Annotated in this window: 13 protein-coding genes; 8 read left to right on the top strand and 5 right to left on the bottom strand. The window is 56.4% G+C overall.

Annotated features, from left to right (window positions below; all coding sequences use genetic code 11):
• Positions 1-29: 29 nt before the first annotated feature.
• Complete coding sequence (locus tag EUU23_RS03715) at positions 30-863, bottom strand: L,D-transpeptidase family protein (protein ID WP_343032673.1); 834 nt, start codon at positions 861-863, stop codon at positions 30-32.
• An 89-nt stretch (positions 864-952) separates the two neighbouring features.
• Between EUU23_RS03715 and EUU23_RS03710 the strand changes: the two genes are divergently transcribed.
• Entirely contained in the window at positions 953-1,585 is a 633-nt protein-coding gene (locus EUU23_RS03710; protein WP_160352751.1) for a murein L,D-transpeptidase catalytic domain family protein, read from the top strand.
• Positions 1,586-1,781: 196 nt separating this feature from the next.
• Here the strand turns inward: EUU23_RS03710 and EUU23_RS03705 are convergent, their stop codons facing one another.
• On the bottom strand, positions 1,782-2,309 hold the full coding sequence (locus tag EUU23_RS03705; protein WP_160352750.1) for a superoxide dismutase family protein: 528 nt from the start codon (positions 2,307-2,309) through the stop codon (positions 1,782-1,784).
• Positions 2,310-2,407: 98 nt separating this feature from the next.
• Positions 2,408-3,301 carry a phosphoserine phosphatase SerB gene (serB, locus tag EUU23_RS03700; RefSeq protein WP_160352749.1) on the bottom strand — a complete coding sequence of 298 codons (894 nt, stop codon included), beginning with the start codon at positions 3,299-3,301 and terminating at the stop codon, positions 2,408-2,410.
• On the opposite strand from serB, the gene miaA reads away from it, so the two are divergent.
• From miaA to EUU23_RS03675, 5 genes are all read left to right on the top strand, one after another.
• Positions 3,294-4,226 carry a tRNA (adenosine(37)-N6)-dimethylallyltransferase MiaA gene (gene miaA / locus EUU23_RS03695; protein WP_160352748.1) on the top strand — a complete coding sequence of 311 codons (933 nt, stop codon included), beginning with the start codon at positions 3,294-3,296 and terminating at the stop codon, positions 4,224-4,226. The two genes, serB and miaA, sit on opposite strands and share 8 nt — an antisense overlap.
• A gap of 122 nt (positions 4,227-4,348) precedes the next feature.
• On the top strand, positions 4,349-6,091 hold the full coding sequence (locus EUU23_RS03690) for an acetolactate synthase 3 large subunit (RefSeq protein WP_160352747.1): 1,743 nt from the start codon (positions 4,349-4,351) through the stop codon (positions 6,089-6,091).
• Positions 6,091-6,606 (top strand): acetolactate synthase small subunit, encoded by a 516-nt coding sequence (gene ilvN / locus EUU23_RS03685; protein ID WP_160352746.1) that lies wholly within the window; start codon positions 6,091-6,093, stop codon positions 6,604-6,606. The genes EUU23_RS03690 and ilvN overlap by 1 nt, the downstream gene beginning before the upstream one ends.
• Positions 6,607-6,678: 72 nt before the next feature.
• Positions 6,679-7,698, top strand: a complete 1,020-nt coding sequence (gene ilvC, locus EUU23_RS03680) for a ketol-acid reductoisomerase (protein WP_160352745.1) — start codon at positions 6,679-6,681, stop codon at positions 7,696-7,698.
• Positions 7,699-7,772: 74 nt separating this feature from the next.
• Positions 7,773-8,402: a YceI family protein gene (locus tag EUU23_RS03675; RefSeq protein WP_160352744.1), complete on the top strand. Its 630-nt coding sequence runs from the start codon at positions 7,773-7,775 to the stop codon at positions 8,400-8,402.
• 53 nt (positions 8,403-8,455) lie between these two features.
• On the opposite strand, the gene EUU23_RS03670 is transcribed toward EUU23_RS03675, so the two are convergent.
• Complete coding sequence (locus EUU23_RS03670) at positions 8,456-8,932, bottom strand: YHS domain-containing (seleno)protein (protein WP_160352743.1); 477 nt, start codon at positions 8,930-8,932, stop codon at positions 8,456-8,458.
• A gap of 793 nt (positions 8,933-9,725) precedes the next feature.
• Positions 9,726-10,697, bottom strand: coding sequence for an NAD(P)H-dependent flavin oxidoreductase (locus tag EUU23_RS03665; RefSeq protein ID WP_160352742.1), 972 nt, complete (start codon positions 10,695-10,697; stop codon positions 9,726-9,728).
• 184 nt (positions 10,698-10,881) lie between these two features.
• Here EUU23_RS03665 and moaC point away from each other — a divergent pair, with 184 nt between their 5' ends.
• Both moaC and EUU23_RS03655 read left to right on the top strand, forming a co-directional pair.
• Complete coding sequence (gene moaC / locus EUU23_RS03660; protein WP_160352741.1) at positions 10,882-11,358, top strand: cyclic pyranopterin monophosphate synthase MoaC; 477 nt, start codon at positions 10,882-10,884, stop codon at positions 11,356-11,358.
• Positions 11,352-12,533, top strand: a complete 1,182-nt coding sequence (locus EUU23_RS03655) for a molybdopterin molybdotransferase MoeA (RefSeq protein ID WP_160352740.1) — start codon at positions 11,352-11,354, stop codon at positions 12,531-12,533. Before moaC ends, EUU23_RS03655 begins: the two co-directional genes overlap by 7 nt.
• The last annotated feature ends 60 nt before the right edge of the window (positions 12,534-12,593 follow it).

The following is a 12,593-nucleotide window of genomic DNA, read 5'->3' as shown; positions in this document are numbered from 1 at the left end:
GCGTAAACGTCAATCGGGATTTTCGCCCTTCAGGTACCGGGCACCGCGATTGGTGCTATGGGTCCGGGCTGATTAACAGGGACCCCCGTTTCCACCGCTGGTTCAGCCACAGGCTCCACCTTGGGCTCGGGCCGCTTCACAGGGGTCGAAATATTTTGCAGCACGACCACTTCCTGATTCATCTGCGTTGCATCAAACAGGGCCTTTGCAAAAGGATGCGGCAGGCGGATGCACCCATGGGAAGCGGGATAGCCGGGCAATTGGCCGCCATGCATGGCGATGCCGTCCCAGGTCAGCCGCTGCATATAGGGCATGGGCGCGTTGCTGTAGAGATTTGACTTATGATCGATATTCTTTTGCAGAATATTGAAATAGCCAGTCGGCGTTTCCTTCCCCTTTTTACCGGAGGAAATCGTGCTGAAACCCAGCAGCTTGTCATTCTGGAAAACATAGATCCGCTGGATATCGAGCACGACCACAATTTTCATCGGCCCTTCATAACTTTCCCGCGTTTCCCAAACAAATTGACCCGGTTTGAGCGCGTCGACAGGTCCCTTCTTGCGGACCGGTTTTGGGGCGGGCGGCGGGGGCGTTAACGACGGCGGGGGCGTTTCCGCCTGCTGCATTGGCGGCGCAACAGGCGGCGGCGGCAGTTGCTGCGTCGCAGCGCCCTCCCCTGCCACCTGCGCCAAGGCAGGCGCGGTGATTACCAGCATCAGGCTGGCCGACAAATTGCGAATGATCGCAAGGAACTGCATGAAAATGCCCCGAATGAAGATGGATACGCTTTTTGCGACCTGCGTTATTCTGCCCATATAGCAATTGCCGACGATGCTTTCGACCGGATTTTCGCGTGGCAGCAAAAATAATCGAGCCTAACCGTCCGCAATTTGCGGCCAAATGCCGGATGTAAGGCTTTTAGCAACGCTTGCCAGTCACTATCTCTCCTATCATGATCAATTTTGGGCGCAGACAGTTTTTCCATTCGGCCATCATCGGTGCCGCAGCCTTCGCCGCGCCCGGTTTCGCGCACGATGTCATTTTCCAGTCGGGCACCGGAACACCGGCAGGTGACGGCCCCTCGCCGATTTTGCTCGCACGGGCCAAGGCCGCCCTGGACACGCACCGGTCCCGCATCCATGTGACCGACCGGTTGGCCATTGCCGATTTTTCAAAACCATCACGCGACCCGCGTTTTTATATCGTTGATCTTAAAAGCGGGAAAGCGACCTCATTCCTTGTCGCCCATGGCAAAGGCTCTGATCCTTCGCACAGCGGTTGGGTCCAAAGCTTTTCCAACAGCCATGGGTCAGAAGCGACCTCGGCGGGTGCCTATATGGTCGGCGAAACCTATTTCGGCCAATATGGCGAATCCCGCCGCCTGCTTGGCCTCGAACCGCAAAATGACCAGGCGGAAGCGCGGGCGATTGTCATTCATCCGGCCTGGTATGTGAACAGGTCGCTCATTCAGGAACAGGGCAAAATCGGCAGAAGCCAAGGCTGCTTCGCCTTTGACCAAAATGATATCGGACAGATACTCCAGCAGGTCGCTCCGGGGACGTTATTGTTCGCCGACAAGGCTTAGGCTCTGGTCTAACCCGCGGCGCCGGTTTTTTTCGTCAGAAGGAAAAAGAATAATAAGGAAAAAGTAACGGCGGCGTGATTTAAAAAATTGCGCCTCTTCTTCCTTTTTTTCTTATTCCTTCTGACGAAAAATATTCACAACGGCTCCGTCAAAAGAGGGCGTTAGGAGCAATTTCCCAACACCTTCTGCCCAGATATCATCCCTTAAACACGCCGCATATCACGCGTTTACCGCTATTTCCCGTTGGATCGGTTTTATAATCATCCTGCTTTTCATGAATGATCAGCGCCGCGCCGTCTGCATCAAGCAAACCGCCTTCGCCTTTTAAAACTATATCGGGTATCCGGAATACCAACAACACCTTGTTATCCGCGCCAACAATCGCATTGGGAAGGTCGCCGCCATGCGCGCCCATCGGGTTGTCGCGTCCATGTTGTTTCATTCCAGGGTTCCAATGGCCCCCGGCGGTGGCGAAATCAGGGCCTTCACATTTGCCGATACTGTGCAGATGCATGCCGAATGTCCCGGATGTCGATGCCTGAGCGCTGACCGCAAGATATAGCCCGTCATTTTGTTTTGTCAGCGAAGCAACGCCAACCGACACGCCATCAGCGGTTATTAAATCCGCAGATATGATCTCGGTTGCCGCACTGTTCGGGGGTGAGGCCATTGTCGAACATCCCGCCACAAGGGGAAGGATACACATCGTTAAAAATGAACGCATGCTGTTTTCCTATTTTCGCACATTGGACCCGAGGGCCACGTTGGCATTGGTATCAGAAACACTAACCAGTTCAAACCGTTTAGGGTTCCCATCATCGTCTAAAAATCTGCCCAATCGCCGCGCCCGACACCTTGGGCATAGAGCAATGCGGTCAGGTCATTGTGCCGGATCCCAAAATTGGAAGCCGTCGCCAAAACCGGTCGTGGGCGAAAACCGGCACCGATCCCCCCGCCTGTAACCGCAGCGGCGATCATGGGCAGGTCGTTTGCACCATCGCCAACCGCCAATGCCCCCTCCATCAAAATGCCCTGTCTGGCCGCCGCAGCCTCCAGAACCGCGCGCTTGGTTGCCGCGTCGACAATCGACCCGATCAAGGCACCGGTCAGATTGCCATCAACAATTTCCAATATATTGGCGTGAACCTCGGCAAAACCCAGATTGTGCGCGACCTCATCGGCAAAGCGCGTAAATCCGCCCGACACCAGCACCCGATGCGCGCCCCAATTGGCCATTGTCTTTACCAAAGTCCCGGCCCCCGGCATTGGACGCACACGTTCTTCAAGGCATCGGGCAATGATTTTTTCATCTAGCCCCGCCAACAAGGCGACCCGCGCCGTCAATGCCTCGGCAAAATCCAGCTCGCCTGCCATCGCGCGCTCGGTGATCGCGGCAATTTCGACCTTTATCCCGGCATAGTCGGCCAGTTCGTCGATACATTCGACGGTGATCATCGTGCTATCCATATCGGACACCAGCAACATCTTGCGGCGATGGAGGCCGGATTGGCAGATGATGTCAAAATCCGCCTCAAGCGGGGACAGCGCCCGTCGTGCGGACGCTATGTCTCCGGTAAAGCCGATGTCCAGGGCTTTGCCGGTGTCGATCCATTCGATCTCCGCCGGGATGCAGCCTGCCTGCGCCAGACGGTCACAGGCTTCGGAAATTACTCCGCTTTCGGTCAAATCTGCTGCTATTAACGTGGCGATGGGCATATCGAATCCTGAAACTAAGCCGAAGTTGGCGCTTATTGCGGGTCCAACCGCCAGCGGCAAGACCGCACTCGCGCTGCATCTGGCAAAAAAGCGTAATATTGTGATTATCAACGCCGACAGCGCGCAAGTATATTCCGATTTACCGATATTGAGCGCGCAACCTTCACCCCACGAACTCACGAGCGCGCCGCATCGTCTATTTGGCTATCTGGATGGGACCAAAACCTGCTCTGCGGCGCAATGGGCGGCTGATGCAAAAACGGAAATCACCCGCGCCCATCAATCGGGCGCTTTGCCGGTGCTGGTCGGGGGCACCGGGCTTTACGTGCGAACCTTGCTGGATGGTATCGCGCCAATTCCGGATATCGACCCTATGTTGCGCGCAGAAATCCGCAGCCTAGATGTGGCCGCCGCTTTTGCCGAATTGCGGTCCCTGGACCCTCAAATGGCCGCGATGCTGGCACCATCCGACAGCAGCCGGATCGCCCGCGCGCTGGAGGTTTTTAGGGCAACGGGGCGCAGCATTGCCGACTGGCGGCGGGACAAAGTGGGGGGCATAAGTGATGCCGTGGAATTGCGCCCCCTGATATTACTGCCGCCGCGTGACTGGCTGTATCAGCGGTGCGATCGGCGCTTTGACGCGATGATGGATGCAGGTGCGGTGGCAGAAGTTTCGGCATTGCTGGCGCGGCGGATTCCCGGCGATGCCCCGGTGATGCGCGCCATCGGCGTTCGTGAGATATCCGACTTTCTGTCTGGCCAATTGTCGCAGGATGACGCCGTGGCGCTGGGCAAAATAGCGACACGGCAATATGCCAAACGGCAATATACCTGGTTCAGAAACCAGTCACCAGCGGCATGGGCAAGGCGGAATGATATTTTAAGTGGCAAATATAGCGATGAAATTGAAATATTATTACAATAATAATGGTTGACACAATATATTCTAATAACTAGTGGCACCCCTCTTGCTAAATCTATTGCAGCGCAGCATGGCGAAAATATAGGCCAAGCCGTGATGTGAACATTATCGAACAGGACAACAAAGTGCCCGAAAAATCCGGTGCGGAAATATTGATCGACTGCCTCGTTGAACAGGGGGTGGATACCGTATTCGGATATCCAGGCGGGGCGGTTTTGCCGATTTACGACGCCTTGTTCCAACAGAAAAAGATCAAGCATGTACTGGTCCGGCACGAAGCGGGCGCCGCCCACGCGGCGGAGGGTTATGCGCGTTCCACCGGCAAACCCGGCGTTGTTTTGGTGACGTCCGGCCCCGGCGCAACCAATGCAGTAACGGGTATCGCCGATGCTTTTCTGGATTCGATACCGATGATCGTCCTTACCGGTCAGGTTGCCACCACCCTGATCGGCACCGATGCCTTTCAGGAAGCAGATACGGTCGGCATCACCCGCCATTGTTCAAAACATAATTATCTGGTGAAAGACCCCGCCGACCTTGCCGCCACAGTGCGGGAGGCGTTCATGATTGCGACCAAGGGCCGTCCCGGTCCGGTGGTCATCGACATTCCCAAAAATGTGCAGGTCGCCACCGCGCGGACGGACATCAAAAGCAATGTTCCCAATCGTTTCCATGCAGCAGGTGAAGCGGACTATGTCGCGATCAACAAGGCTGTGGATCTGCTCGCCAATGCCAAGGCCCCGATTTTCTACACCGGCGGCGGCATTATCAATTCCGGCCCACATGCCAGCGCCGCTTTACGCGAACTGGCCGAATTGTGCGGTGCGCCCGTTACCTCGACACTGATGGGTCTGGGCGCCTATCCTGCCTCTGGCGACGCATGGCTGGGGATGCTGGGGATGCACGGTACTTATGAAGCCAATATGGCGATGAACCAGTGCGATGTCATGTTCTGCCTCGGTGCGCGCTTTGATGATCGGGTCACAGGCCGTCTGGACGCCTTTTCACCGGACAGTTACAAAATCCACATCGATATTGACCGCAGCTCGATCAACAAGACAATCCGTGTCGATTTGCCGATTATCGCCGATGTCGGCACCGCGATCCGGCAAATGATCGATGTGTGGAAAGGGCGCAAGTACAAGCCGCAGCCGCTGACCGAATGGTGGGCACGCATCAAAGGCTGGCGGGCGGTTGAATGCCTGAACTACCCCGCCAGCACCGACGAAATCATGCCGCAATTTGCCATCGAACGGCTGTTTGCCGCAACGAAGGACAAGGCCCCGATCATCACGACCGAGGTTGGCCAGCACCAGATGTGGGCCGCGCAGCATTTCCATTTTGATGCGCCCAATAAATGGCTGACAAGCGGCGGCCTTGGCACGATGGGCTATGGCCTGCCCGCCGCCATTGGCGCGCAGATGGGCCATCCTGATGCGCTGGTCATCGATATTGCCGGTGAAGCATCGATCCAGATGAACATTCAGGAAATGGGCACCGCCACCCAATATCGCCTGCCGGTCAAGGTCTTCATCCTCAACAATGAATGGATGGGCATGGTTCGCCAATGGCAGGAACTGACCTATGAAAGCCGCTATTCCGAAAGTTATTCGGACAGCCTGCCCGACTTTGTCGCGCTTGCCGAAGCCTATGGCTGGAAGGGCATACGTTGCGAAAAGCCGGAGGAACTGGACGCCGCCATCGCCGAAATGCTTGCCTATGATGGCCCTGTGATGTTCGATTGCCGCGTGTCGAAAAAGGCGAATTGCTTCCCGATGATCCCATCTGGCGCGGCGCACACGGAAATGATCCTGAATTCGGACGAAGTTTCCGGTACGATGGATGACGAAGCAAAGGCGCTGGTCTGATGCATATCAAGGAAGAACTCGCCGAGCGGCACGTCCTGACGCTGACCGTCGATAACGAAGCCGGAACCTTGGCCCGGATCGCGGGCATGTTTACATCGCGCGGATATAATATCGACAGCCTGACCGTGGCCGACATCAGCGAAGACCATACGACAAGCCGCATCACCATCGTCACCAAAGGTCCGCCGCCCGTCATCGACCAGATCATCGCGCAATGCGAACGGCTGGTGCCGGTGCACAAGGTAACCGACCTGACTGAGGCCGGCCCCCATGTCGAACGCGAACTGGCGCTGGTCAAGGTTCAGGGGTCGGGTGACCAGCGGGTCGAGGCTATGCGGCTGGCCGACATTTACCGCGCCCGCGTCATCGATGCGACGGTCAGCAGCTTTATTTTTGAAATTACAGGTGGCCCAGACAAGATCGACACCTTCGTCACATTGATGCGCGAAGTCGGCCTTGTCGAGGTTGGCCGCACCGGAATCGTTGGCCTGATGCGGGGCAGCGAAGCGAGCTAATCAATAGAAATCAAAACCGCCGTCATCCAGAACTTGTTTCAGGGTGACGGTAATGGAAAAGGGAATAGTGAGATGAAAGTATTTTACGACGCCGATTGTGATCTCGGCCTTATCAAGGACAAGAAGATCGCGATTGTCGGCTATGGCAGTCAGGGTCATGCCCATGCCCAGAATCTGCGCGACAGCGGCGTCGCCGATGTGGCCATCGCCCTGCGCGCTGGGTCAGCCACCGCAAAGAAGGCCGAAGCCGCTGGTTTCAAGGTTCTCGCCAATGCCGATGCGGCCGCTTGGGCAGACATTTTGATGATCCTTGCACCGGACGAGCATCAGGCCGCCATCTACGCCGACGATCTGCACGCCAATATGAAACCCGGCGCGGCGCTGGCCTTTGCCCATGGCCTCAACGTCCATTTCGGCCTGATCGAGCCACGCGCCGATGTTGACGTCATCATGATCGCGCCCAAAGGCCCCGGCCATACCGTCCGCAGCGAATATCAAAAAGGCGGCGGCGTCCCCTGCCTGATCGCCATCGCGCAAAATGCCAGCGGCAACGCGCATGATATCGCCCTTGCCTATGCCAGCGGTGTTGGCGGTGGGCGCAGCGGGATTATCGAAACGAACTTTCGTGAAGAATGCGAAACCGATCTGTTCGGCGAACAGGCCGTGCTGTGCGGTGGCATCACCCATTTAATCCAGGCCGGGTTCGAAACCCTGACCGAAGCTGGCTATGCGCCGGAAATGGCCTATTTCGAATGCCTGCATGAAACCAAGCTGATCGTCGACCTGCTCTATGAAGGCGGCATCGCCAATATGCGTTATTCGATCAGCAACACCGCCGAATATGGCGACATCACCACCGGCCCGCGTATCATCACCGATGAAACCAAGGCCGAAATGAAGCGCGTATTGGCCGACATCCAGTCGGGCCGCTTCGTCAAGAATTTCGTTCTCGACAACCGCGCCGGTCAACCCGAACTAAAAGCCGCGCGCAAGGCCGCGGCAGCCCATCCGATCGAAGCCACCGGCGCGCAATTGCGCGCCATGATGCCATGGATCGCAAAGAATAAGTTGGTCGACCAAGCGAAAAATTAGGCGCTATCAAAGCTTGACTATTTAAGGGGAGGCATCAACATGGTGCCTCCCCTTTTATTTTTGGAGCATCCCCCATGCGTAAATTTCTTCTTGCTTTGCCCCTTTTGGCCGCATTGCCATTGATGGCGCAAAGCGCGCCGCAATTGCCCGGCGTTGCCGACATTAGCCGGGTCGCCGCCGGTACCTATAAAACCGACCCCAGCCACACATTGATCGGATGGCGCGTAAGCCATTTCGGCTTCAACGATTATTTCGGCATTTTTGGCGACGCGACAGGTACGTTGAATATCGATCCAGCGAAGCCGAACGCCGCCAAGGTCGACATCACTATTCCCGTCGGCAAATTGACGACAGCCAATGCCGGTTTGACCGGCCATATGCTCTCACCCGGTAAGAATGGCGGGAAAGCCGACTTTTTCGGTGCCGCCCCGGCCGATGCTAAATTTGTGTCGACCAAAGTCGAAGCCAGCGGCATGACGGCAAAGATCACCGGCGATCTGACGCTGAACGGCGTAACAAAACCGGTCGTTCTGGACGCGAAATTTTCAGGCGCGGGGAACAATCCGTTTAACAAGAAAGCCACTATCGGCTTCCATGCGACAACCACGATCAAGCGGAGCGAATTTGGCGTGTCTTATGGCATTCCGGTTATTTCCGACGACGTGGTGCTCGATATTTCGGTCGCGTTCGAAAAAGCGTCATAACTTTGGGTAATGGGGGCAGTCGCATGACCGATTGCCCTCACACCGCCTACAAACTAGCCCCCGAACTTGGCGTCGTCGGGGAAGGTCGGCCAGTTCACATCGCCCTGCTTGATATAGCCCGCAATATCTTTGAGCCACGTCGCCCGAACCTCGGCATCGAAGTTCAGATATAGCTTACCATCGACCACGCGATATTGCGTTGGGTCCCCCGGCGCGAGATATCCGCGCGCCATCGCCCATGAACAATGCCCACCATATTGCGGGGCAAAGGCTGTCGGATCGGCTTTGAAAGCTGCGGCGTTTTCGGCGCTGGCGAAATGATAGTCGGCACCGTCATGTCGCACCGTAAACGCCGCGCTGCCCATCACCGGCGCGCCATCGCCCCGAAAATAGCTGACGACATCAAAACCACTGACCGCGACGCCTTCATTTTGCGAGGCAACATAAACGGGCCCTGCAACCGCTGCATCAGTCAACACCAAAGGCGCTGCGATACCGGTGGCAAGGACAAGAAGTAAAAATTTCTTCACGCGGCACTCTCCATTAAAAGGGTACCTGACCGCGACGATGAAGGGGTGGCCATATTACGGTCAGGTTATCACCCTGTTCGATGGAACCGGCCATTTGGTTTCAGGGGATGAAATTTATTTTTGAATTTGGCATTCGGCGTAGGCGCAATAACCGGAACACCTAAACGAACTCGCGGTTACCGTTACCCAAAAAAAATCCGTCACCCTTCTAAAAAAACTCCGTCACCCTGAACTTGTTTCACCTGCGGTGACTGCGTTCCAGGGTCTTAGTTTTCAACGTCCAAGCACTAAGACCCTGAAACAAGTTCAGGGTGACGGTTGGGATTGTTGGGGTGGCGGCGTAGCGGAGGATGTTGTCGAAATGCCCTGTAGAGTTCGCAGATATGCTGCATATTTCACGCAAAGGCGCGAAGATTTTTAAGAGGGCGGCCATGCATATCAAAGTCAATGGCGCCTATGCTTGTGTGACACATTAAGGGGCGTCCGCCCTCTTGAAAATCTTTGCGCCTTTGCGTGAAAATTTTCTTCAGTGAATGCTAACTCAACACGTCACCGTTCCCAAAAAACCGTCACCCTGAACTCGTTTCAGGGTCCATTTGTAAGCCTGTCCCTGCCCTGTTGTGACAAGCCACGCCGTTACGCACGGTTGCTATCCAAACATCCCGCCGGAGCCGCTGCACGATGGACCCTGGAACGCAGTCACCGCAGGTGAAACAAGTTCAGGGTGACGTTTAAGGTAATTCAGGGTGATCTTGAGAAATATTCAAACAGGCAATGCTCTCAACGCAAAACCCTACCCGCGATACACCTTGTCCAGATTGGCCTTCGCCGCGCGATATTCGCTTTCCAGTTGGTCGACAAATTCGGCCACCGTCTTGACCGCCTTGACCGCGCCTATTCCTTGGCCGGAACCCCATATATCCTTCCACGCCTTGGCCTCGCTATTGCCGCCGGAGCCGAAGTTCATGGTCGAAATATCGCCCTTGGGCAGGTTGTTGGGGTCCATTCCGGCGCGTTCGATTGACTGGCGCAGATAGTTGCCGCTGACCCCGGTGAACAGGTCGGAATAGACAATGTCGGCGGCCTTTGCCTCGACGATATTGTCCTTATAGCCTTCGACCGCATTGGCTTCCTTGGTCGCAATGAACGCGCTGCCGATATAGGCGAGGTCTGCGCCCATGGCCTGCGCCGCCAAAACGGATGCGCCATGAGCGATCGACCCCGACAAAGCCACCGGCCCATCAAACCATTCGCGGATTTCACGCATCAACGCGAAAGGTGAGGTTACACCGGCATGTCCCCCGGCACCTGCCGCCACCGGAATCAGGCCATCTGCGCCTTTTTCAATCGCCTTGTGCGCGAAACGGTCATTGATAACGTCGTGCAACACGATCCCGCCCCAGCTATGGACCGCCTTATTCAATTCTTCCTGAGCGCCCAAGGACGTAATCGTCACCGGCACCTGCCATTTAGCGCAGGTCGCGATATCTTCCTGCAGGCGATTGTTCGATTTATGTACGATCTGGTTGACGGCATAAGGCGCGGCTGGACGGTCGGGATTGTCGCGGTTATGCGCGGCCAACTCCTCGGTAATCTGGTGCAGCCATTCGTCAAGCTGGCTGGCCGGACGGGCGTTGAGCGCCGGAAATGATCCGACAACCCCTGCCTTGCATTGCGCGATCACCAATTCGGGACCCGAAACGATGAACAACGGTGAACCGATAATCGGCAGACGGAGTTTGTCAAAAATTGCCGGAAGAGCCATAGGTCGAATCCTCTCTTAATTGCGTGTTTAACTGCCGGTTAGCCACAGCAAACCACCGCTGTCAAATGGCGGTTTTGTGGTCCGCCGTGCCGTAACGGCAAAGAACGGCACAGATGACATCCCGCCCCGCAATTGGCGGAATAGCCCCCTCGACTTCATGCCGCGCCCGATGCAATAAGCCGTTATGACAAAACTTACCCATCTGGATGCCACAGGCGCTGCACATATGGTCGATGTGTCGGCAAAGGCGGACACCGCGCGTCAGGCCGTTGCCGAAGGTCGCATTGCAATGTCACGCGACGCACTGGTCGCAATCCGCGAAGGCACCGCCAAAAAAGGGGATGTTCTGGCCACCGCGCGCATCGCCGGCATCATGGCGGCGAAGAAAACGGCCGAACTCATTCCCTTGTGCCATCCATTGATGCTATCGAAAGTGGCGGTCGATTTCGCGTTTGAAGAAAGCGGCATTCGTGTCACCGCTCTGGTCCGGCTGACCGGGCAAACCGGCGTGGAAATGGAGGCGATGACCGCCGTTTCGGTTGCCCTGCTGACCATTTATGACATGGCCAAGGCGATCGACAAGGGCATGACCATTTCAGGGGTCCAGCTTCTGTCCAAGTCGGGCGGAAAATCCGGCGAATGGAGTCGAGGCGAATGCTAAAGGTCGAGGAGGCGCAGGCCCGTTTAGTGGCATTGGCCGATCCACTCGCCCCAGTCAGCAGGCCCGTTGCGGCCTGTGCCGGCCATTATCTTGCCGAACCGGTCATCGCGCAACGGACCCAGCCAGCGGCGGATTTATCGGCGATGGATGGCTATGCCATTCGTTTTGCCGACCTGCCCGGCCCATGGCGCGTCATAGGCGAAAGTGCGGCCGGGCGGCCTTTTTCGGGTGACATGGGCCCGGGTGAAGCCGTGCGGATATTTACCGGCGCGCATCTGCCAATGGGCGCCGACAGTATTTTAATACAGGAAGAAGCTTCGCGTGACGGCGCTATTATGGCGTTGACGGGTGAAGGGCCACCCGAAACCGGCGCGCATATCAGGCGAAAGGGCAGCGACTTTTCAAAGGGCGATGCGCTTTTGGCAATGGGTGAAAAGTTGAACGCAGGCGGCATCGCGGCGGCGGTGATGGCAGGATATGGCGCGCTGAATGTCGGCGGACGTCCCAAAATCTCGATCATCGCCACCGGCGATGAATTGCGCCCGGCAGGCGTCGCCTGCGATGATGTCCATATCCCCTCGTCCAACAGCGTCATGCTGACGGCGATGCTGGCGTCCCTGCCCTGTGACATTGATGACAGGGGCATCGTCGCCGACAGGCTAGATGATGTCGAGGCGATGCTGCGTTCCTGCAGCGGTTCCGACATTATCGTGACCAGCGGCGGCGCGTCGGTGGGTGATCATGATCTGGTTTTGCCCGCCTTGCAGAATATAGGCGCCACGATTGATTTCTGGAAGGTCGCCATGCGACCGGGCAAACCGTTGATGGCGGGGCGGATCGGCGCTTCGATTGTGCTGGGTTTGCCCGGGAACCCTTCTTCGGCCTTTGTCACCGCGTTTTTGTTCCTGCTGCCTTTGGTGCGGCATCTGGCGGGGTGCAAAGCGCCTTTTCCAGAAGTTTTTACCCTGCGTGATACATGCGACCTGCCACCGCCCGGCGCGCGCACGGAATATTTCCGCGCCAAGATAACTAATAGTTATTTAACAGATATTTATGGCAGAGACAGCGGCCTGATAACCCCGCTTTCCCAAGCCAATGCCCTGCTCATCAACCCCCAAAAAACCGGTGACGAAGCTTCAGCCGAATTAACAAAATACTATCATTTGCTGGATTGATTGCCGGAAATGTGCAGAATTTATTGTTCTTGACTTGATCCATTCTGTTCTCTAATCGTT

Source organism: Sphingorhabdus profundilacus (assembly GCF_009769755.1).
GTDB classification, from domain to species: domain Bacteria; phylum Pseudomonadota; class Alphaproteobacteria; order Sphingomonadales; family Sphingomonadaceae; genus Sphingorhabdus_B; species Sphingorhabdus_B profundilacus.
This window is presented reverse-complemented; position numbering and strand designations above follow the sequence as displayed.

Coding starts and splice junctions, on each gene's coding strand:
- ilvC (WP_160352745.1), top strand. CDS start 6,679: ATGAAAGTATTTTACGACGCCGATTGTGATCTCGGCCTTATCAAGGAC.
- EUU23_RS03665 (WP_160352742.1), bottom strand. CDS start 10,697: ATGGCTCTTCCGGCAATTTTTGACAAACTCCGTCTGCCGATTATCGGT.
- ilvN (WP_160352746.1), top strand. CDS start 6,091: ATGCATATCAAGGAAGAACTCGCCGAGCGGCACGTCCTGACGCTGACC.
- EUU23_RS03655 (WP_160352740.1), top strand. CDS start 11,352: ATGCTAAAGGTCGAGGAGGCGCAGGCCCGTTTAGTGGCATTGGCCGAT.
- miaA (WP_160352748.1), top strand. CDS start 3,294: ATGGGCATATCGAATCCTGAAACTAAGCCGAAGTTGGCGCTTATTGCG.
- EUU23_RS03705 (WP_160352750.1), bottom strand. CDS start 2,309: ATGCGTTCATTTTTAACGATGTGTATCCTTCCCCTTGTGGCGGGATGT.
- EUU23_RS03710 (WP_160352751.1), top strand. CDS start 953: ATGATCAATTTTGGGCGCAGACAGTTTTTCCATTCGGCCATCATCGGT.
- serB (WP_160352749.1), bottom strand. CDS start 3,301: ATGCCCATCGCCACGTTAATAGCAGCAGATTTGACCGAAAGCGGAGTA.
- moaC (WP_160352741.1), top strand. CDS start 10,882: ATGACAAAACTTACCCATCTGGATGCCACAGGCGCTGCACATATGGTC.
- EUU23_RS03675 (WP_160352744.1), top strand. CDS start 7,773: ATGCGTAAATTTCTTCTTGCTTTGCCCCTTTTGGCCGCATTGCCATTG.